This window comes from Burkholderia metallica (assembly GCF_902832845.1).
Classification (GTDB): Bacteria; Pseudomonadota; Gammaproteobacteria; order Burkholderiales; family Burkholderiaceae; genus Burkholderia; species Burkholderia metallica.
This window is the reverse complement of the sequence record NZ_CADFDB010000013.1, coordinates 169,953-188,634: the sequence shown is the minus strand read 5'-3', so window position 1 is coordinate 188,634 and position 18,682 is coordinate 169,953. Positions and strand designations below refer to the sequence as shown.

General features: G+C 66.7%; 15 protein-coding genes and 1 rRNA gene. 10 read left to right on the top strand and 6 right to left on the bottom strand.

Annotated features, from left to right (window positions below):
• A 5S ribosomal RNA gene (gene rrf, locus HWX08_RS34810) occupies positions 1-85 on the top strand; the annotation flags it as partial.
• Positions 86-348: 263 nt separating this feature from the next.
• Here rrf and HWX08_RS29635 read toward each other — a convergent pair.
• The 3 genes from HWX08_RS29635 to HWX08_RS29625 form a co-directional block, all read right to left on the bottom strand.
• Complete coding sequence (locus tag HWX08_RS29635; protein ID WP_244122785.1) at positions 349-828, bottom strand: GNAT family N-acetyltransferase; 480 nt, start codon at positions 826-828, stop codon at positions 349-351.
• Between the two features lie 119 nt (positions 829-947).
• On the bottom strand, positions 948-1,319 hold the full coding sequence (locus tag HWX08_RS29630; protein ID WP_174920724.1) for a nuclear transport factor 2 family protein: 372 nt from the start codon (positions 1,317-1,319) through the stop codon (positions 948-950).
• Positions 1,320-1,406: 87 nt separating this feature from the next.
• On the bottom strand, positions 1,407-2,006 hold the full coding sequence (locus tag HWX08_RS29625) for a hypothetical protein (RefSeq protein ID WP_174920842.1): 600 nt from the start codon (positions 2,004-2,006) through the stop codon (positions 1,407-1,409).
• 393 nt (positions 2,007-2,399) lie between these two features.
• Here HWX08_RS29625 and HWX08_RS29620 point away from each other — a divergent pair, with 393 nt between their 5' ends.
• The 3 genes from HWX08_RS29620 to HWX08_RS29610 all read left to right on the top strand — a co-directional run bounded on the left by HWX08_RS29620 (position 2,400) and on the right by HWX08_RS29610 (position 7,116).
• On the top strand, positions 2,400-3,905 hold the full coding sequence (locus HWX08_RS29620) for an aldehyde dehydrogenase (RefSeq protein WP_174920725.1): 1,506 nt from the start codon (positions 2,400-2,402) through the stop codon (positions 3,903-3,905).
• Positions 3,906-4,011: 106 nt separating this feature from the next.
• Positions 4,012-5,403, top strand: coding sequence for an aspartate aminotransferase family protein (locus HWX08_RS29615; protein WP_174920726.1), 1,392 nt, complete (start codon positions 4,012-4,014; stop codon positions 5,401-5,403).
• Between the two features lie 303 nt (positions 5,404-5,706).
• The gene (locus HWX08_RS29610; protein ID WP_174920727.1) at positions 5,707-7,116 is read left to right on the top strand and encodes a purine-cytosine permease family protein; all 1,410 of its coding nucleotides are present in this window, start codon (positions 5,707-5,709) and stop codon (positions 7,114-7,116) included.
• Positions 7,117-7,128: 12 nt separating this feature from the next.
• Here the strand turns inward: HWX08_RS29610 and HWX08_RS29605 are convergent, their stop codons facing one another.
• Together HWX08_RS29605 and HWX08_RS29600 are read right to left on the bottom strand one after the other, a co-directional pair.
• Positions 7,129-8,382, bottom strand: coding sequence for an SMI1/KNR4 family protein (locus tag HWX08_RS29605; RefSeq protein ID WP_174920728.1), 1,254 nt, complete (start codon positions 8,380-8,382; stop codon positions 7,129-7,131).
• 140 nt (positions 8,383-8,522) lie between these two features.
• Positions 8,523-9,542 (bottom strand): AraC family transcriptional regulator, encoded by a 1,020-nt coding sequence (locus tag HWX08_RS29600; protein WP_174920729.1) that lies wholly within the window; start codon positions 9,540-9,542, stop codon positions 8,523-8,525.
• A 145-nt stretch (positions 9,543-9,687) separates the two neighbouring features.
• Between HWX08_RS29600 and HWX08_RS29595 the strand changes: the two genes are divergently transcribed.
• The 3 genes from HWX08_RS29595 to HWX08_RS29585 are packed head-to-tail and all read left to right on the top strand — an operon-like array spanning position 9,688 to position 13,354.
• On the top strand, positions 9,688-11,355 hold the full coding sequence (locus HWX08_RS29595) for an acyl-CoA synthetase (RefSeq protein WP_174920730.1): 1,668 nt from the start codon (positions 9,688-9,690) through the stop codon (positions 11,353-11,355).
• A gap of 22 nt (positions 11,356-11,377) precedes the next feature.
• Positions 11,378-12,145, top strand: a complete 768-nt coding sequence (locus HWX08_RS29590; protein ID WP_174920731.1) for a 3-hydroxyacyl-CoA dehydrogenase — start codon at positions 11,378-11,380, stop codon at positions 12,143-12,145.
• Between the two features lie 18 nt (positions 12,146-12,163).
• Positions 12,164-13,354 (top strand): acetyl-CoA C-acetyltransferase, encoded by a 1,191-nt coding sequence (locus tag HWX08_RS29585; protein WP_174920732.1) that lies wholly within the window; start codon positions 12,164-12,166, stop codon positions 13,352-13,354.
• A 101-nt stretch (positions 13,355-13,455) separates the two neighbouring features.
• On the opposite strand, the gene HWX08_RS29580 is transcribed toward HWX08_RS29585, so the two are convergent.
• The gene (locus HWX08_RS29580) at positions 13,456-14,148 is read right to left on the bottom strand and encodes a TetR/AcrR family transcriptional regulator (RefSeq protein ID WP_069258188.1); all 693 of its coding nucleotides are present in this window, start codon (positions 14,146-14,148) and stop codon (positions 13,456-13,458) included.
• 356 nt (positions 14,149-14,504) lie between these two features.
• Between HWX08_RS29580 and HWX08_RS29575 the strand changes: the two genes are divergently transcribed.
• From HWX08_RS29575 to preA, 3 genes are all read left to right on the top strand, one after another.
• Complete coding sequence (locus HWX08_RS29575; RefSeq protein WP_174920733.1) at positions 14,505-15,785, top strand: Zn-dependent hydrolase; 1,281 nt, start codon at positions 14,505-14,507, stop codon at positions 15,783-15,785.
• A 127-nt stretch (positions 15,786-15,912) separates the two neighbouring features.
• A complete protein-coding gene (locus HWX08_RS29570) occupies positions 15,913-17,250 on the top strand; it encodes an NAD(P)-dependent oxidoreductase (protein ID WP_174920734.1) in 1,338 nt (445 codons plus the stop codon).
• 62 nt (positions 17,251-17,312) lie between these two features.
• Positions 17,313-18,629, top strand: a complete 1,317-nt coding sequence (preA, locus tag HWX08_RS29565) for an NAD-dependent dihydropyrimidine dehydrogenase subunit PreA (RefSeq protein ID WP_069258191.1) — start codon at positions 17,313-17,315, stop codon at positions 18,627-18,629.
• The last annotated feature ends 53 nt before the right edge of the window (positions 18,630-18,682 follow it).

Here is an 18,682-nt window from a genome sequence, read left to right as displayed (position 1 = left end):
CCCTTCCCATCCCGAACAGGACCGTGAAACGACTCTACGCCGATGATAGTGCGGATTCCCGTGTGAAAGTAGGTAATCGTCAGGCTCCCTAAGCCAAGAACCCCCGCCCGAAAGGCGGGGGTTTTTGCATTTCAGCGGCGGAAATGCATGCAGCAGCATTTTGCAGATGCGCCAGGACATTGCCACCGACGCGGATCTGGCCCGTTAGCCAGGGAAGACGTTTCAGTGGTCGCGTTGCTGACTCGCAGCCCGAGCGCGCTTGAAGCGCGGCTGCCGCCGGAGTTGTTCCGCGCCCGTCGCAATACCCTGGTCTACCTGCGCGCTATATCCGCAGGGCCGGATCGATGCTCAAACCGTGATCCGCAGGATCGGAAAGAACCTGCCCGGAACGACGCTCGATTCCTTTTCGCCTATTTTTTCCGCCCCGAGCGTCAGATAAAACGGAACCGCATTGGGGTCCGCTTCGATCACGAAGCTCCTTATCCCTCTCGCGGCGCTTTCCCTGCGAACCTCTTCCCACAGTGCACGGGCAACACCCCGACCCATGTGGTCGGGATGGACGAACAGCCATCCGGGCGTCGGGCGATCCGATTCCGATGACGCCCTGACCCAGAACCCGATGATCGTCTCGCCGGATTCCGCGACGTAACCGATCGAACCGTCGATCGTCTCCGGCGCAATCGTGAGATCACGCTGCCAGAGGTCGAGCCAGTCCTTCGGATAGCCCCAATGTGCCTTCGAAATGCGGGCCAGTCGCGTAAGTGCTTCCGCATCCGTAGTACGGGCCACGCGAACGGTAAATGGCGGGTGCATCTCGTCTCCTGTCATGGCGGGCATCTCCGCCGGCGCATCGCTCGCGCTCGCATCGACTCACCCCGCGTTCACTGTTCGCCGGCTCGACGGAAGATCGAGCGATACCGTCCAAACGCACTCACGCTCGCTCGCGGCTACACGATCTGCGAAGCATGCCCGGCGACGACGCGCCAGCCGGCGGGCGTTCGGCGCCACAGCCGAGTATAGGCAAACATGCCGTCGAAGGCCGTGCCGTTGAATTGGCCGGCGAGTACCGCCTTCGTCGTGGTCAGGATCATCTCCTCGATCGCGTATGTATGCATTTCCTGCACATCGAGTTTGTCGAGACGCAGAAGCTTCGCACGATGCGCGGCCAGGTCGTCTTCCTTCGAGATGATCTGGCCGGTCGGAACGGTGAACACCAGATTGTCGTCCAGCAACGCATCGAGCGCGTCGACGTCGTTGGCCAGCATCGCGGCACGCAGCGCGGCTTCGCACGGCTCGATCGTTGTACGAATTGCATCCATTCAAGGGCCTCGCATTGTTTCTGAAGGGGCGCCGCTCATACCGGCGACCAATAGCAGCAAGCAACGTACCGCGCCGGTGGGGCGCGCCTATCGCGCGTTCGACAGCGACTGCCGACGGACCAGTATCAACCCGCAGATGCCGATCGACGCGAGGACATTCAGGACCGGATAGAACGCGACCGCGACATTCCATGTGCTCAATGCCAGCAACGCGAGCGCGTACTTGAGCACGCACGGCGCGAAATACGCGAGGCTCTCGCTCCATGGATCGTGGATCGTCTTGCGGACGGTCGGGCCGAGGCCGGCAAGCTCGATCAGCGTCACCATGCAGATCGAGATCGTCGGATCGTCGGTCAGCAGCCACAGCGGGATGGCCGATAGAGCGGCGACCAGAAAAAACCAGTCGACGCGCGTCCAGCCGCGTTCGCCGCGAAAGATGCTGGCCACAAGCGTCAGAAAGCATGCCACCGCAATCGCCGCCGTGCACCACGCGGACGGCCCAGCCCCTGCGACGAACTGGCCGGCGGCCGCGATCGCCGTGACGAGCGACCACACGAGCCAGGTGAACAGATGCGGACGAACGGTGCGCCGGTAGATCGCGAGCGCGTACGGAATCGCAGCCAGCAACGACACGGCCGTTCCGATCGCGCCGAAGATCGAAGCGGCGCCCTGATCGATATTCGGCATCGACGCCTCCTTGTTCGCCCACGCCCACATCCACGCCGACCAGTATGTGTCCGGACGCGCCGGGGCGCAACGTCGTGCCGACCGCATGTCGCCGCAGGTTTCACGTTGCACGGCACCGGCACGCCGAAGCAGTCGCACGCAAACAAACGGCACCGTGAGCGCGATGTGGCAGGCAAACCCACTGCACGACTGCCGGATGAATAGAAATAACCTCTTCAATGACAAGAAAAACTGTTCTTTCAAATCTCTTTTTGATGACCGACAGTTTGCCGACCGCACGACGCGGCGATTCGCGGCGGTCATCGGCATCGGTCGTGCCCGCCGGCGTCTTGCGTCGGTCGAGTTCAGGCGGAGAACAATGCACACACGCCTGTCGCCAAAACGGAGTCTTGAATGAACCCAACTTCAGCAGAAAACCATCGGCACGCGGACTGGAGACGTCTCGCGACACAAGTGGTTCCGAGAACGCTTGCGCATATCGGCGGCCGTAGCGTGCCGGCGCGAAGCGGGCGGACGTTCGCCGCGATCAATCCGGCCACCGAGGCCGTCATCGCGGAAGTCGCGTCGTGCGATGCACCGGACGTCGACGATGCAGTGCGCGCCGCGCGTAGCGCATTCGAATCCGGCGTCTGGTCGCGCTGTGCGCCGGCGGAACGCAAGCGTGTGCTTTGCCGGCTCGGCGAACTCATCGCATCGCACGGTGCGGAGCTCGCGCTGCTCGACTCGCTCAACATGGGCAAGCGCGTGGCGGATGCGTTCAGCATCGACGTGCCGGCCGCGGGCGGCCTGTTCAGCTGGTACGGCGAAGCCGTCGACAAGCTGCATGGCGAAGTCGCGTCGACCGACCCCGGCAATCTCGCGGTCGTCACGCGCGAACCGCTGGGTGTCGTCGGCGCCGTGGTGCCGTGGAATTTTCCGCTCGACATGGTTGCGTGGAAGGTGGCGCCGGCGCTCGCGGCCGGCAACAGCGTCGTGCTGAAGCCGGCGGAACAAGCGCCGCTGTCCGCGTTGCGTGTCGCCGAGCTGGCGCTCGAAGCGGGCCTGCCGCCGGGCGTGCTGAACGTCGTGCCGGGTTACGGCGAGACCGCCGGGCGCGCACTCGGGCTGCATCCCGACGTGGACGTGCTCGCCTTCACGGGATCGACGAGCGTCGGCAAGAAATTCCTCGAGTATGCCGCGCAGTCGAACATGAAGCAGGTGTGGCTCGAGTGCGGCGGTAAGAGCCCGAATCTCGTCTTCGACGATACGGACGATCTCGACCTGGCCGCACGCAAGGCGTGCTTCGGCATTTTCTTCAACCAGGGCGAAGTGTGTTCCGCCAACTCGCGGCTGCTGGTTCAGCGCTCGATTCACGACGCGTTCGTCGACCGGCTGATCGCACATGCCGCCGCGTTCATGCCGGGCGATCCGCTCGATCCGTCGAGCGGGATGGGCGCCATCGTCGACGAACAGCAGCATCGGCGCGTGCGCGAATGGATCGCGCGCGGTCGAGACAGCGCCACGCTCGCGATCGGCGGAGGCGCGCCGCGCGTCGACGGCAAGGGCTATTTCATCGAGCCGACGATCTTCATCGACGTGAAGCACGACGACGCCATCGCCCGCGAGGAGATCTTCGGGCCGGTGCTGTCGGTGATGGCATTCGATACCGAGGACGACGCAGTCCGGCTCGCGAACGACTCGATCTACGGCCTTGCCGCGTCGGTGTGGACCGGCAACCTGTCGCGCGCGCATCGTGTGTCGGGCCGGCTGCGCGCGGGCACGGTTTCCGTCAACACGGTCGATGCGCTGAGCGCGCAGACGCCGTTCGGCGGATTCCGCCAGTCGGGCTTCGGTCGCGATCTTTCGCTTCATGCGATCGACAAGTACACGGGCCTCAAGACCACCTGGATCAGCTATTGATTCGACGCGGCAGGCCGCAAGCGGCTGCACCGCGCAGCACGGCAACGCTTTTTATCCGCAAAACCTCAAAACCGTAAAACCTCAAAAACGAACCGGAGACTCGCCCATGAATGCGCCCAATTTTCCGCATCGCACGACGCAGGACTATCAACGCAGCGACGCCGCGCATCACCTGCATGCGTTCGTCGACCAGAAGGCGCTGAACGAGGAAGGCGCGCGCGTGATGGTGCGCGGCGAAGGTGTCCATCTATGGGACAACGACGGCAACCGCTATCTGGACGGCATGTCCGGGCTGTGGTGCACCAACGTCGGCTACGGCCGGCCGGAGCTCATCGACGCCGCCGCGCGCCAGATGAAGGAACTGTCCTACTACAACATGTTCTTTCATACGACGCACCCGTCGGTGATCGAACTGTCGGAGCGCCTGTTCGCGCTGCTGGGCAATCGCTTCAGTCACGTGGTGTATACCAATTCGGGATCCGAATCGAACGAGGTGCTGATTCGCACCGTGCGGCGGTTCTGGGACGTGATGGGCAAGCCGCAGAAGAAGGTGCTGATCGGCCGCGTGAACGGTTATCACGGATCGACGGTGGGCAGCGCGTCGCTGGGCGGCATGGCGTTCATGCACGAAATGGGCGATCTGCCGATTCCGAACGTCACGCACGTGGACGAACCGTACTGGTACGCGAACGGCGGCGACCTGAGCCCCGAGGCATTCGGCAAGCAGGCGGCGTTGTCGCTCGAGCGCAAGATTCTCGAGATCGGCGCGGAGCGCGTCGCCGCGTTCGTCGCGGAACCGTTCCAGGGGGCGGGCGGGATGATCTTTCCGCCCGACGGCTACTGGCAGGAGATCGAGCGTATCTGTCGTCAGTACGACGTGCTGCTCTGCGCGGACGAAGTGATCGGCGGGTTCGGCCGTACCGGCGAGTGGTTCGCACACCGCCACTTCGGCTTCGAACCGGACCTGATCTGCATGGCCAAAGGGCTGACCTCGGGCTATATACCGATGGGCGGGCTGATCATGAGCCGGCGCGTCGGCGATGCACTCGTCGACAAGGGCGGTGTCTACGCGCACGGACTGACCTATTCGGGACACCCGGTCGCGGCCGCCGTCGCGCTGGCCAACCTCGACGTGCTCGAACGAGAGGGGCTCGTCGAGCGGACGAAGACCGATACGGGCCCGTATTTGCAGAAGGCGCTGCGCGACGCGTTCGACGGCCATCCGCTCGTCGGCGAGATCCAGGGCGTGGGCGCGGTCGGCGCGATCCAGTTCGCGAAGAACAAGGCGACGCGCGAGCGTTTTGCGAACGAGGCCGACCTGACCTGGCACAGCCGGACGGTCGGGTTCGAGCTCGGGGCGATCGTGCGTTCGACGAACGGCCGCCTGATCGTTGCGCCGCCGCTGGTGATCGATCACGCGCAGATCGACGAACTGGTCGACACGATGCGCAAGGCCGTGGATGCCACCGCGCGCGAAGTGCTCGGAATCGACTGCTGACGAGTTGAGCAACGCGCTTCCGACCGGCTATGGTCAGACGGGCGGGAGCGCATCGAAGCATGGATTCGGCTTCAGCGTCGGCTCGCCCGTGTGCAGCCGCCGGAGCGGCTATCCGAACGGTTGAAGATCGGGCGTACAGCATGGCAGTCCGGTGAGTCGACGTGATGACGTCCGTTGGTTAATAAGGAATGCGAATGTTGTAACCGGTTTGTTACACGATACGCGTTCCGCGTGGGCCACGCATTCCGCTTCATCCTTCAACTGCCGAACCCTCGCACACCACAACAGAAACAAGGAGACGAAATGAGTCAGGGCGAGTCCATTGCTCATCTCGAGGAAAGCACCATCCAGCCGATTCCGCTGACCGAACGGCATGGCAGCGCGAAAGACCTGTTCACGATCTGGTTCGGGTCGAACATCATGATGCTGACGATCGTCACCGGGTCGCTCGCGACCACGGTGTTCAAGCAGCCGTTCTGGTGGGCCGCACTCGCCACGCTCGTCGGCAGCCTGATCGGCGCGGTCTTCATGGCGCTGCATTCCGCGCAAGGGCCGCAACTCGGCGTACCGCAGATGATTCAGACCCGCGGGCAGTTCGGGTCGTTCGGCGCGCTGCTCGTAGTGGCGCTGGTGGTCGTGATGTATGTCGGCTTCTTCGCATCGAACTGCGTGTTCGGCGGGCAGGCGCTGCACAGCCTGAGCGCCGCCATTCCGCTCGACGCGGGCGTCGTGGTGATCGGCCTGATCAGCCTGCTCGGCTCGATCTACGGCTACAAGCTGATTCACGCGTATGCGCGACTGCTGAGCTGGTGCTCGGGCAGCGTGCTCGTGCTGGCATTCGTGTGGATCATTTTCGTGCACGGATTGCCCGCCGATACGTTCTCGAAGCATTCGCTGAATGTGTCGGGCTTCCTCGGCGCGATGTCGGTGGCCGCGTTGTGGCAGATCGCGTATGCGCCTTACGTGTCGGACTATTCGCGCTACCTGCCGCCCGATACGGGGCCGCGCGCGGCGTTCTGGTCGAGTTACTGGGGCTGTGTGCTCGGCTCGTTCTTCCCGATGCTGCTCGGCTGCCTGGTGGGCCTCGCGACGCCTGACGGCGATGTCGTGAGCGGCCTCACCGGCCTCACGCAAGGCATCAGCGTGCTCGTGATCGTCGTGCTGTCGTTCGGCATCGCGGCCAGCAATGCGATGGAGCTGTATTGCGGCGCGCTGTCGGCGATCACCGTACTGCAGACGCTCTTTCCGTCGTGGTCGGGCAAGGCGCGTGCGCGGGCAATCACCGCGATCGTCCTGTGCGGCATCGCGCTCGCGATCGCGCTGTTCGGGCAGGACGATTTCCTTGCCGGCTACACGAACTTCATCCTGCTGCTGCTGTACGTGCTCGTGCCGTGGACCGCGATCAACCTCGTCGACTATTACCTCGTGTGTCACGGCGAGTACGACGTCGATTCGTTCTTCCGGCAGGACGGCGGCATCTACGGGCGCTTCAATACGATCGCGGTCGGCTCGTATTTCATCGGCATCGTCGCGCAGGCGCCGTTCATGGCGACCGATCTCTATACCGGCGAACTGGCGAGCCGGCTCGGCGGCGCGGACGTGTCGTGGATCGTCGGTCTCTCGCTGACGTCGCTCGTCTATTACGCGGGTTGCAAGCTGTTTTCGCGGCCGATGCAGGGTGTCGCCGCGAGCGTCGATGGGGTGTCCCGGTGAGTCCGTGTCACGTTACAGCACGAATGTTCGCAGGCGTTCAACGTGGGCTTCGAGTCCATCAAGGCCGAGATAGTGGCTGAGCTTGCCGGAACGCACGCGAGCGATGTCGGTCGTGAGCTTGCGCAGCAATGCCTCGCTCGCCGCGCGGCAGGCGGCGGCTGCATCGATGCCGCGTGCCGACAGCGCCGCACCAATCAGGCGCGCGCTGTCGGCACCGCCGCTGGCGATACAGCGTGCCATCGCGTCGGCATCCGGCTGCACGCCCGCGTCGAGCAGCGCGCGCGTCAGCGCGGGCGGTATGTCGCCGGATACGGACACCAGCGAATCGGGCTCGACCGGTGCGCCTGATTCGAGCAACGCGGCCGCCGCCGCAAATTTCTGACGTCGCAGCGCATAGTCGGCCGGAATCGAGCTGCCGGCGAGCGCGGTGCGGAGGTCCGCGAAGATCGTCGCGAGTTGCGCGGTGAGTACCGCGTCGTCGCGGTCGATCGCATGTTGCAGTGCGTGACGCGCGAGCACGGGCTGCGCGGCGAGCGTGCCGTCGGCGAGCGGCGTGCGCCAGTCGATCACGGCTTCGCGATAGAACGCGATCAGCTTGTCCGCCAGCGGTGCGGACAGGCCATGATCGCTGCGGCGTTCATCGACGTATTCGAGCAACATGCTGCCGGTGCCCCCTTCGCCGCCGGGTTCCAGCGGATCGGCGTTGAGTTGCAGCGCACCAAAGGCCGCATGCAGATCGGGTGCGACTGTCGCGAGGCCGTCCTCATGCATCGCGCCGCGCCACGCGGGCGGCAGCCCCTGTTTCCACGCGAGCACGTGGCCGTGGTCCTTGGCATCGGGTTCCGTCACGATGTAAATCCGGTCGCAATACTCGCATCCGCCGAACGGCAGCACAGCGATTTTGCCGCTCCACGGCCGCGCGTTCGCTTCGGCGGATTCCTCGGCCAGTTCGAGTTCGTGGTCGATCCAGCCCCGCAGGTCGCGGTAACCGTCGCTGTCGTTGTAGAACAGCTCGCTCCAGCCGATCGCTTCGACATGACCGTTCATCTCGAGCGTCAGGTCGTAGTCGAGGCTGCCACCGGCCGTCATGCGCCACAGCTCGAGCAACGCAGGCGGAATGGCGCCGTGACAGCAGGCCTGGACTGCCGCGATCTGGTCGGCTGGCATCGGCGGCTGCGCGTCGTAGATCACGCGGCCGGCAAACAGCACGATGCCGTGCGCGCGCAGGTCGGCCAGTTCAGCATCGGAAAAGACGGTTGCTTGCATCGGAGCGGGAGCGGTGGTGATGAGTTGGGTGTTTGCCGTCGTTCATGAATAACGAACGGCAGCGGTAGGTCGCATCGTATCAGCGTCGCGTGAGCGTTTCCGTGTCGGCGGTGCGCGCCTGTTGGCGACCGCCTGCCGCATCATGCACTTGCCAGCCCGGGCTCCCACTCCGCCGCATGCACGTCCCGCCGGAATGCGCCGGGGCTCGTCCCCGTCCATTTCCGGAACGCGCGATGAAACGCGCTCGGCTCGGTGAAGCCGAGCTCCGTCGCGATTTCCGCGACGCTGAGCGCGTGCCCGCGCAGCAGCGACTGCGCGAGCGCGCCGCGCAATTCGTCCTTGATGGCCGCGAAGCTCTGCCCTTCGCTGCGCAAGCGCCGCCGCAACGTGGCCGGCGTCGTGCCGAGCCGCACGGCCAGCGTGTCGAAGTCGGGCCACTCGGCGGCCGGCAGCGTCTTCAGTTGCGCGCGCGTCTTCGCGACCCAGCCCGTATCGTGCCGGTAGCGGACGAGCAGGTTGCTAGGCGCGCCGCGCAGGAAGGTCTTCAGCGCCTGCTCGGAGCGGATCGTCGGCAGCGCGAGGTACGCGGCGTTGAACGCGAGCCGGCTGTCGGGCCGGTCGAAATGCACGGGCACGCCGAAGAACTGGTGATAGTCGCCGCGCTGGTCGGGGCTCGGGCACGCGAAGTCGATGCGCTGCAGCGGGATGCGCCGGCCGATCAGCCAGCAGGCGACACCAAGCAGGATCAGCCAGAACGTCCGGTACGCGAACGCCGGGTAGGGCGCGCCCGTCTGCGTCAGCACGATCTGCGCCTGCCCGTCGGCTACGACGAGCTCGCCGTGCGGCTCGTCCAGCACCACGCGCAGGAATTTCAGTGCCCGCCGCAGTGCCTTGTCGAGCGTGCCCGCGTGCAGCACCGCATGGCACAGCAGCGTGAAGCTGCCGCGCCGCATCGGGCGCGCGGCGAGCCCGAAGAATTCGTCGTCGAGGGTGCCGGCGATCGCGAGCCACAGCCGGCCATACTGCTGCGGCGTGACAGGCTCGCGCACGGCGGCCGGCAGGCCGGCGGCGTGCAGCACCGGCGCCGTCGGGATGCGTTGGCGGCGCAGGCACGCGAGCGCGTCGTCGACGAAATCCGGCGAAATCATCTGCGGCCCCATTTTCCTGCGTCCTCCCGACATGGCAAAAGCGATCACGATTCTAGATTCCGTTTGTCATTGATTGCAATGTGCGGGCTGTCTACTATCGATGCATCCCCCGTCGCGCCCCTGGCTCGCCGGCGGCCATAACGCACAGGAGACACGCATGCCTGATGGAGCTACCGCCCGGGCGGTGCCGGCCTACGCCGACGCCGTGGCCCGATTCAGTATCGAGACCGCCGCGCAGCAACTGCACGGCGACCTGGAGCGCGGCCTGAACGCGTGCGTGGAATGCTGCGATCGCCACGCGTCGGCGGATGCGATCGCGCTCGACTGGATCGACGCCGGCGGGCAGCACCGCAGCTACACGTTCGCGCAGATGAAGGCGCTGTCGGCGCGCGTCGCGAACCTGCTGGTCGCGCAGGGCGTCAAGCCGGGCGACGTGGTGGCGGGCCTGTTGCCGCGCACGCCCGAACTCGTGGCGACGATCCTCGGCACGTGGCGCGCCGGCGCCGTCTATCAGCCGCTGTTTACCGCGTTCGGCCCGAAAGCGATCGAGCACCGGCTGCGCATGAGCGACGCGCGCCTGGTCGTGACCAACGTCGCGAATCGCGCGAAGCTCGACGACGTCGCCGATTGCCCGCCCGTTGCGACGGTGCGCGAGCCGGACGAGACGCTTCACGAACGCGACGTCGATTTCCGCGCGGCGCTCGATGCGCAGCCGGACTCGTTCGAGCCGGTGCTGCGCAAGGGGACCGACCTGTTCATGATGATGTCGACGTCGGGTACGACGGGTTTGCCGAAGGGCGTGCCGGTGCCGCTGCGCGCGCTGCTCGCATTCAGCGCCTACATGCGGGAAGCGGTGGACCTGCGTGCGGACGACCGGTTCTGGAACATCGCCGACCCCGGCTGGGCGTACGGCCTCTATTACGCGATCACGGGCCCGCTGGTGCTCGGCCACGCGACGACGCTGTACGAAGGCGGTTTCACGGTCGACAGTACGTACGACGTGATCGAACGGCTCGGCATCACGAGCCTCGCGGGCTCGCCGACCGCCTTCCGGATGCTGATGGCGGCCGGGACGGAAGCGGCGGCGCGGCTGAAGGGCAAGCTGCGCGTGGTCAGCAGCGCGGGCGAGCCGCTGAATCCGGAAGTCGTGCGCTGGTTCGACGCGGCGCTCGGCGCGCCGATCCACGACCACTATGGCCAGACCGAACTCGGGATGGTCGTGAACAATCACCACGGCCTCGCGCATGCGGTCCACGTCGGTTCGGCCGGCTTCGCGATGCCCGGCTACCGCGTCGCGGTGCTCGACGAAGCGGGCCGCGAGCTCGGCCCCGGCGAGCCCGGCAATCTCGCGATCGACATCGCCCGTTCGCCGCTGCTGTGGTTCCACGGCTACTGGCGGCAGGACACGCCGGCGATCGCGGGCGGCTATTACCGGACCGGCGACAACGTCGAGCTGGAGCGGGACGGCGCCGTGAGCTTCATCGGCCGCGCGGACGACGTGATCACGTCGTCCGGCTACCGGATCGGCCCGTTCGACGTGGAAAGTGCACTGATCGAGCATCCGGCCGTGAGCGAGGCGGCGGTCATCGGCGTGCCGGACCCGGAGCGCACGGAGATCGTCAAGGCGTTCGTCGTGCTGTCGAAAGATTACGACGGAACACCGGCGCTGGCCGACGAACTGAGCCTGCACGTGAAGCGGCGGCTGTCCGCTCACGCGTATCCGCGCGCGATCGACTTCGTCGACGCGCTACCGAAAACCCCGAGCGGCAAGATCCAGCGCTTCGTGTTGCGCAAGATGGAAGCCGAGAAGGCCGCTCAACCCTGAAGACAACCTGTACGGACTGCGAATGGATATCAAGGATCGCGTTTTTCTGATCACGGGCGCCGGTTCGGGCCTCGGCGCCGCGGTGGCGCGCATGGTGGTCGCGGAAGGCGGCAAGGTCGTGCTGCTGGACGTCAACGAAGAGGCGGGCGCGGGGCTTGCGCACGCACTCGGCGCGGCGGCGCGCTTCGTGAAGACCGACGTGACGAGCGAAGCCGACGGCCAGGCTGCCGTCGCCGCCGCGCGTGACGCGTTCGGCCGTATCGACGCGCTCGTCAACTGCGCGGGCGTCGCGCCGGGCGAGAAGGTGGTCGGCCGCGAGGGCCCGCACTCGCTCGAGCGCTTCGCGCGCGCTGTGTCGATCAATCTGGTCGGCACGTTCAACATGATCCGGCTGGCCGCCGAAGCGATGTCGAAGCAGGACGCCGATGCGGAAGGCGAGCGCGGCGTGATCGTCAACACCGCGTCGGTCGCGGCGTTCGACGGGCAGATCGGACAGGCCGCGTATGCGGCGTCGAAGAGCGGCGTGGTGGGCATGACGCTGCCGATCGCGCGCGAACTCGCGCGCTTCGGCATTCGCGTGGTGACGATCGCGCCGGGCATCTTCGCGACGCCGATGATGGCCGGCATGCCGCAGGACGTGCAGGACGCGCTCGGCAAGAGCGTGCCGTTCCCGCCGCGGCTCGGGCGTCCGGAGGAATTTGCGGCGCTGGTGCGCCATATCGCCGGGAATACGATGCTGAACGGCGAAGTCATCCGTCTCGATGGCGCGTTGCGCATGGCACCGCGCTGACACTGGAGGAAGCGAATCATGACGACTCAGGATCCGATCGTAATCGTTGGTATGGCGCGTACGCCGATGGGCGGTTTTCAGGGCGACCTGGCGGCAGCCAGCGCGAGCGACCTCGGCGCGGTTGCGATTCGCGCGGCGCTCGAGCGCGCGAACGTGCCGGCCGAGCGCATCGACGAAATCGTGTTCGGCTGCGTGCTGCCGGCGGGCCAGGGCCAGGCGCCGGCGCGGCAGGCCGCGCTGAAGGCCGGGCTGCCGCTCGCGGCGGGCGCGACCACGGTCAACAAGATGTGCGGCTCGGGGATGAAGGCCGCGATGTTCGCGCACGACCTGCTGCTGGCCGGTTCGGCGGGCGTGGCCGTCGCGGGCGGGATGGAGAGCATGACGAATGCGCCGTACCTGCTGCCGAAGGCGCGTGCGGGAATGCGGATGGGCCACGGGCAGGTGCTCGACCACATGTTCCTCGACGGGCTCGAGGACGCGTACGAGAAGGGCCGCCTGATGGGCACGTTCGCGGAGGATTGCGCACAGGCGTACCAGTTCACGCGCGACGCGCAGGATGCATTCGCGATCGCGTCGCTGACGCGCGCGCAACGCGCGATCGCCGAAGGGCATTTCGTGTCGGAGATCGCGCCGGTGACCGTGAAGGCCGGCAAGACCGAAACGGTCGTGTCGATCGACGAACAGCCGGGCAAGGCGAAGCTCGACAAGATCCCGACGCTGAAGCCGGCGTTCCGCGACGGCGGCACGGTGACGGCCGCGAATGCGTCGTCGATCTCGGACGGTGCGGCCGCGCTCGTGATGATGCGCCGCTCGGAAGCCGAGCGCCTGGGTCTCACGCCGAAGGCGGTGATCGTCGGGCATTCGACCTACGCGGACAAGCCGGGCCTGTTCGCGACCGCGCCGATCGGCGCGCTGCGCAAGCTGTCGGAGAAAACCGGCTGGAACCTGCGCGACGTCGACCTGTTCGAGATCAACGAAGCGTTCGCGGTGGTGCCGATGGCCGCGATGCGCGATCTCGACCTGCCGCACGAGAAGGTCAACGTGCACGGCGGCGCATGTGCGCTCGGCCATCCGATCGGCGCATCGGGCGCGCGCGTGATGGTGACGCTGCTGGCCGCGCTCGAAACGTACGGCATGAAGCGCGGCATCGCATCGCTGTGCATCGGCGGCGGCGAAGCGACGGCGATCGCGATCGAGCGCATCGCGTAACACGCAACACGCAATCAGCGTGATGCGACGCACGCAACGGGTATCGCACGGGAAACCCCTGTGCGGTGCCCGTTTCCTTTTTGCCGGACCGCGTTGTCGCGCTAGTCGTGCGCGCGCGGCGACACCGCTCCACACGCACGAATCACGAGCTGCACGACCTGCTCGGTCTTCTCGTCGAACGCCTTCTGCGTGAGCGCGCGCTTGCCGCTCAGCGCGCGGATCTGCGCATCGAAATCCGCATAGTGCTGCGTGCTGGCCCAGATCAGGTACATCAGCGCATGCGCGTCGATCGGCGCGAGCAGCCCGCGCGCGATCCAGCCTTCGATCACCTTCACGCGCGTATCGAACCACGGCTTCACGCGTTCCGACAGGATGTCCTGCATGTGCTCCGCGCCGTGGATGATCTCGTTGGCCCAGACCTTCGAGCCGAGCGGGCGTCGCCGCGACAGCGCCATCTTCGCGCGGACGTACGCGCCGATCGCTACGACGGGATCGTCGTCGGCTTCGAACGAACCGGCCGCGCGATGCCAGTCCTCGAACAGGTCGTCGAGCACGCGGCGATACAACGCCAGCTTTGTCGGGAAGTAGTAATGCAGGTTGGCTTTCGGCAGGCCGGCGCGCTCCGCGATCATCGCGGTGCTCGCGCCGTCGAGCCCGCGTTCCGCGAACACGGCTTCCGCGCAGGCGAGCAGATGCGCTTCGTTGGACTCGCGGATGTGCGCCTTGCGTCGCCGCAAAGGCGCGGACGTTTCGTCGCTGTCGGTGGCTTCGGTCGCCGCCTCGTCATGTCTCATCGTTGCCCTCGCGCGGCGGTCGTGCCGCGTTGGGCTTCATTCTAGCCGCTGATCCGCATCGAACGCACGCGTGCGGATTTCACGCAGGCATTGCGATGCTGCGTTGCGGTGGCACGTTTCTCGCTCCATTCATTCACGCAAGAAAGAGATTGCCTTGGTCATTTTGATCGTCTAAAACCTGTCCAATCGGACAGGATTCGACGAGCGGCGGAAACCTTTCGGCACGATTCGTCGGACGAACCTCGCGAGTCTTCAGGGCATGCACCGCGCCGGGGCGGCGTTGCCCCGAAACGGGCAGCACACGCACCGGCACGGACCGGGCCGACGACATCACCGACCCCACAGGAGCGATACGAATGAACGCGGTATCGGAAACAGTGAAGCGGGCAGCTTTCGACACGTCGATCAAGGTCGACGGCAAGCGGTTGTGGGACAGCCTGATGGAAGTCGCGAAGATCGGCGCGACACCGAAGGGCGGCGTGTGTCGCCTCGCGCTGACCGATCTCGACAAGGCCGGCCGCGACCTGATCGTCGGCTGGGCGAAGGCCGCCGGCTGCACGGTGACGGTCGATACGATGGGCAACGTGTTCATGCGCCGCGCGGGCCGCGTGGCCGACGCGGCGCCGGTCGTCACGGGCTCGCACGCGGATTCGCAGCCGACGGGCGGGCGCTTCGACGGCATCTACGGCGTGCTCGGCGGCCTCGAGGTGATTCGCAGTCTCAACGATCACGGCATCGAGACCGAGCATCCGGTCGAGGTCGTGATCTGGACCAACGAGGAAGGCTCGCGCTTCGCGCCCGCGATGGTCGCCTCCGGCGTGTTCGCGGGCGTGTTCACGCTCGAGTACGGGCTGTCGCGCAAGGATGTGGACGGCAAGACGATCGGCGACGAACTGGCGCGCATCGGCTACGCGGGTGACGTGCCGTGCGGCGGACGCAAGCTGCATGCGGCGTTCGAACTGCATATCGAGCAGGGGCCGATTCTGGAAGCCGAGTGCAAGACGATCGGCGTGGTGACCGATGCGCAGGGGCAGCGCTGGTACGAGATCACGTTCACCGGGCAGGAAGCGCACGCGGGGCCGACGCCGATGCCGCGCCGCCGCGATGCGCTGCTCGGGGCGTCGCGCGTGGTCGATCTCGTCAACCGGATCGGCCTCGATCACGCGCCGTTCGGCTGCGCGACGGTCGGCATGATGCAGGTCCATCCGAACTCGCGCAACGTAATTCCCGGCCGCGTGTTCTTCACCGTCGATTTCCGTCACCCGGACGACGCCGTGCTTGCGAAGATGGACGCCGCGCTGCGCGACGGCGTTGCGCGCATCGCGGGCGAGATCGGGCTCGAAACGGAACTCGAGCAGATTTTCTACTACAAGCCGGTGGCGTTCGATCCCGCCTGCGTGGAAGCCGTGCGCGGCGCGGCCGATCGCTTCGGCTACTCGCATCGCGACATCGTATCGGGCGCGGGCCACGACGCGTGCTATCTCGCGCAGGTCGCGCCGACGTCGATGGTGTTCGTGCCGTGTATCGACGGCATCAGCCACAACGAGATCGAGGACGCGACGCCCGCGTGGATCGAGGCCGGCGCGAACGTGCTGCTGCACGCGATGCTGTCGCGCGCATGCGAACCGGTTTCGTGACGCAAAGATCGTAGCAGCCGGCAGGCTGCGTATCGCCTGACCGTAGCATTCCTAAGAAAAACCGCCCCGACCGTGCGTTCGCGGCCGGCGGGGACGGCTTTGTCTCCACCCAGTCGAAGGAACGCGTATGACCACCAAGCCTACCGGCGATATCGCCGCGCATCGCCTGTCGTCCACGCAACTCTCGTGCGAATTTGCCGATATCGCGCCGCTGCTCGATCCGACTGCCGCGGCGGCGGCCGCCAGCCGCTGTCACTACTGCTACGACGCGCCGTGCGTGCACGCGTGCCCCACGCAGATCGACATCCCGAGCTTCATCCGCAAGATCGGCAACGGCAACCTGAAGGGCGCCGCGACCGACATCCTGTCGGCGAATCCGCTCGGTGGGATGTGCGCCCGCGTGTGTCCGACCGAGATCCTGTGCGAAGGCGCGTGCGTGCGCAATCATCAGGATGCGCAGCCGGTGGCGATCGGCGCGCTGCAGCGGCATGCGACCGACTGGGCGATGGAGACCGGCGCGGTGCGCTTCACGCGCGCGCCCGACACGGGCCGCCACGTCGCGGTGGTGGGCGCGGGGCCGGCCGGGCTCGCGTGTGCGCACCGGCTCGCGCTCGCCGGGCACCGCGTCACGCTGTTCGACGCGCGCCCGAAGGCCGGCGGTCTCAACGAATACGGGATCGCCGCGTACAAGACCGTCGACGCGTTCGCGCAGCGTGAAGTCGAGTGGCTGCTGTCGGTCGGCGGCATCACGCTGAAGACCGGCGTCGCGCTGGGTCGCGACATCGCGCTCGATGCGCTGCGCGAGCAGCACGACGCGGTGTTTCTCGCGATGGGCCTCGGCGGTGTGCGTGCGCTTGGGATCGACGGCGAGCAACTGGCCGGCGTGATGAACGCGGTCGACTTCATCGCGCAGGTGCGGCAGGCAGACGCGCTGGAGAACGTGCCGGTCGGGCGGCGCGTGGTCGTGATCGGCGGCGGCAATACGGCCATCGATGCAGCCGTGCAGAGCCGCAAGCTCGGCGCAGAACGCGTGACGATGGTGTACCGGCGCGGCGTGGACGCGATGAGCGCGACGTGGGCCGAGCGCGAGTTCGCGCAGAAGAGCGGCGTCACGCTCGTCACGCACGCGAAGCCGGTGCGCATCGCGGGTGAAAGCGGGCAGGTGACGGGTGTCGAGTTCGAATCGGCATCGGGCGAGCGCTTCGCCGTCGATGCGGACATGGTGCTGAAGGCGATCGGCCAGACGCTGACGCCGGACGGGGTCGACGCTGCGCTGCTGACGGCGGACGGCGCGCGCATCGCGGTCGACGCGGACGGCCGCACCGGGTGGCCCGACGTGTGGGCCGGCGGCGACTGCGCGGCGACCGGCGGCATCGACCTCACGGTGCAGGCCGTGCAGGACGGCAAGCGCGCGGCGGCGTCGATCGACGCCGCGCTCGCGCAGCGCGACGCGAAGGCCGCGTGACGGCGCAGCGCGTCACTCGCCACGAACCCACCGAACACGATCCCACTCTCACGGAGCCGAACATGGCCGACCTTCGCTGCACCATCGCGGGCATCACTTCGCCGAACCCCTTCTGGCTCGCATCCGCGCCGCCGACCGACAAGGCCTACAACGTGAACCGTGCGTTCGAGGCGGGCTGGGGCGGGGTCGTGTGGAAGACGCTCGGGCTCGATCCGCACGTCGTCAACGTCAGCTCGCGCTACGGCGCCGTGCAGTGGAACGGCCAGCGCATCGCGGGGCTGAACAACATCGAGCTGATCACCGACCGTCCGCTCGACGTGAACCTGAAGGAGATCGCGCAGGTGAAGCGCGACTGGCCGGACCGCGCGCTGATCGTGTCGCTGATGGTGCCGTGCAACGAGCGCGACTGGAAATGGATCCTGCCGCTCGTCGAGGATACGGGCGCCGACGCGGTCGAGCTGAACTTCGGCTGCCCGCACGGGATGAGCGAGCGCGGGATGGGCGCGGCGGTCGGGCAGGTGCCCGAATACGTCGAGATGGTCACGCGCTGGGTGAAGGAAGGCACGAAGCTGCCGTGCCTCGTGAAGCTCACGCCGAACATCAGCGACATCCGGATGGGCTCGCGCGCCGCGTACAAGGGTGGCGCTGACGGCGTGTCGCTGATCAACACGATCAACTCGATCGTCGCGGTCGATCTCGACCAGATGGCGCCGATGCCGACGGTCGACGGCAAGGGCACGCATGGCGGCTATTGCGGCCCGGCGGTCAAGCCGATCGCATTGAACATGGTCGCGGAGATCGCGCGCGACCCGGAAACGCCGAACCTGCCGATCTCGGGTATCGGCGGCATCTCGTCGTGGCGCGATGCGGCCGAGTTCATGGTGCTCGGTGCCGGCAGCGTGCAGGTGTGCACCGCGGCGATGCATTACGGATTCCGGATCGTGTCGGATCTGGCCGACGGGCTGTCGAACTGGATGGACGAGAAGGGCTACGCGACGCTCGACGACATCCGCGGCCGCGCGGTGCCGAACGTGACCGACTGGAAATACCTGAACCTGAAGTACGACATCAAGGCGCGCATCGACCAGGATCGCTGCATCCAGTGCGGGCTGTGCCATATTGCATGCGAGGACACGTCGCACCAGGCGATCACGGCGACGAAGGACGGCGTGCGGCATTTCGAGGTGGTCGATTCCGAATGCGTCGGGTGCAATCTTTGCATGCATGTATGTCCGGTCGAGCAGTGCATCACGATGGAGCGTGTCGATTCGGGCGACTACGCGAACTGGACTACGCATCCGAACAATCCGGCGAGCGCGGACGCGGCGGCCGGTGCCGGTGCGGCGGCGCCCGACAAGCATGCGAAGCAGGCTGCCTGACCGGCGTCCGGCGGCGCGGGCCCACCCGCGCCTCCGCCTTTCGTTCCACCCGG

Bases quoted from the DNA above. Each gene is read 5' to 3' on its own strand.
- HWX08_RS29610 (WP_174920727.1), top strand. From the start codon at position 5,707: ATGAGTCAGGGCGAGTCCATTGCTCATCTCGAGGAAAGCACCATCCAG.
- preA (WP_069258191.1), top strand. From the start codon at position 17,313: ATGGCCGACCTTCGCTGCACCATCGCGGGCATCACTTCGCCGAACCCC.
- HWX08_RS29585 (WP_174920732.1), top strand. From the start codon at position 12,164: ATGACGACTCAGGATCCGATCGTAATCGTTGGTATGGCGCGTACGCCG.
- HWX08_RS29590 (WP_174920731.1), top strand. From the start codon at position 11,378: ATGGATATCAAGGATCGCGTTTTTCTGATCACGGGCGCCGGTTCGGGC.
- HWX08_RS29570 (WP_174920734.1), top strand. From the start codon at position 15,913: ATGACCACCAAGCCTACCGGCGATATCGCCGCGCATCGCCTGTCGTCC.
- HWX08_RS29630 (WP_174920724.1), bottom strand. From the start codon at position 1,319: ATGGATGCAATTCGTACAACGATCGAGCCGTGCGAAGCCGCGCTGCGT.
- HWX08_RS29575 (WP_174920733.1), top strand. From the start codon at position 14,505: ATGAACGCGGTATCGGAAACAGTGAAGCGGGCAGCTTTCGACACGTCG.
- HWX08_RS29625 (WP_174920842.1), bottom strand. From the start codon at position 2,006: ATGCCGAATATCGATCAGGGCGCCGCTTCGATCTTCGGCGCGATCGGA.
- HWX08_RS29620 (WP_174920725.1), top strand. From the start codon at position 2,400: ATGAACCCAACTTCAGCAGAAAACCATCGGCACGCGGACTGGAGACGT.
- HWX08_RS29615 (WP_174920726.1), top strand. From the start codon at position 4,012: ATGAATGCGCCCAATTTTCCGCATCGCACGACGCAGGACTATCAACGC.
- HWX08_RS29600 (WP_174920729.1), bottom strand. From the start codon at position 9,542: ATGGGGCCGCAGATGATTTCGCCGGATTTCGTCGACGACGCGCTCGCG.
- HWX08_RS29605 (WP_174920728.1), bottom strand. From the start codon at position 8,382: ATGCAAGCAACCGTCTTTTCCGATGCTGAACTGGCCGACCTGCGCGCG.
- HWX08_RS29580 (WP_069258188.1), bottom strand. From the start codon at position 14,148: ATGAGACATGACGAGGCGGCGACCGAAGCCACCGACAGCGACGAAACG.
- HWX08_RS29595 (WP_174920730.1), top strand. From the start codon at position 9,688: ATGCCTGATGGAGCTACCGCCCGGGCGGTGCCGGCCTACGCCGACGCC.
- HWX08_RS29635 (WP_244122785.1), bottom strand. From the start codon at position 828: ATGACAGGAGACGAGATGCACCCGCCATTTACCGTTCGCGTGGCCCGT.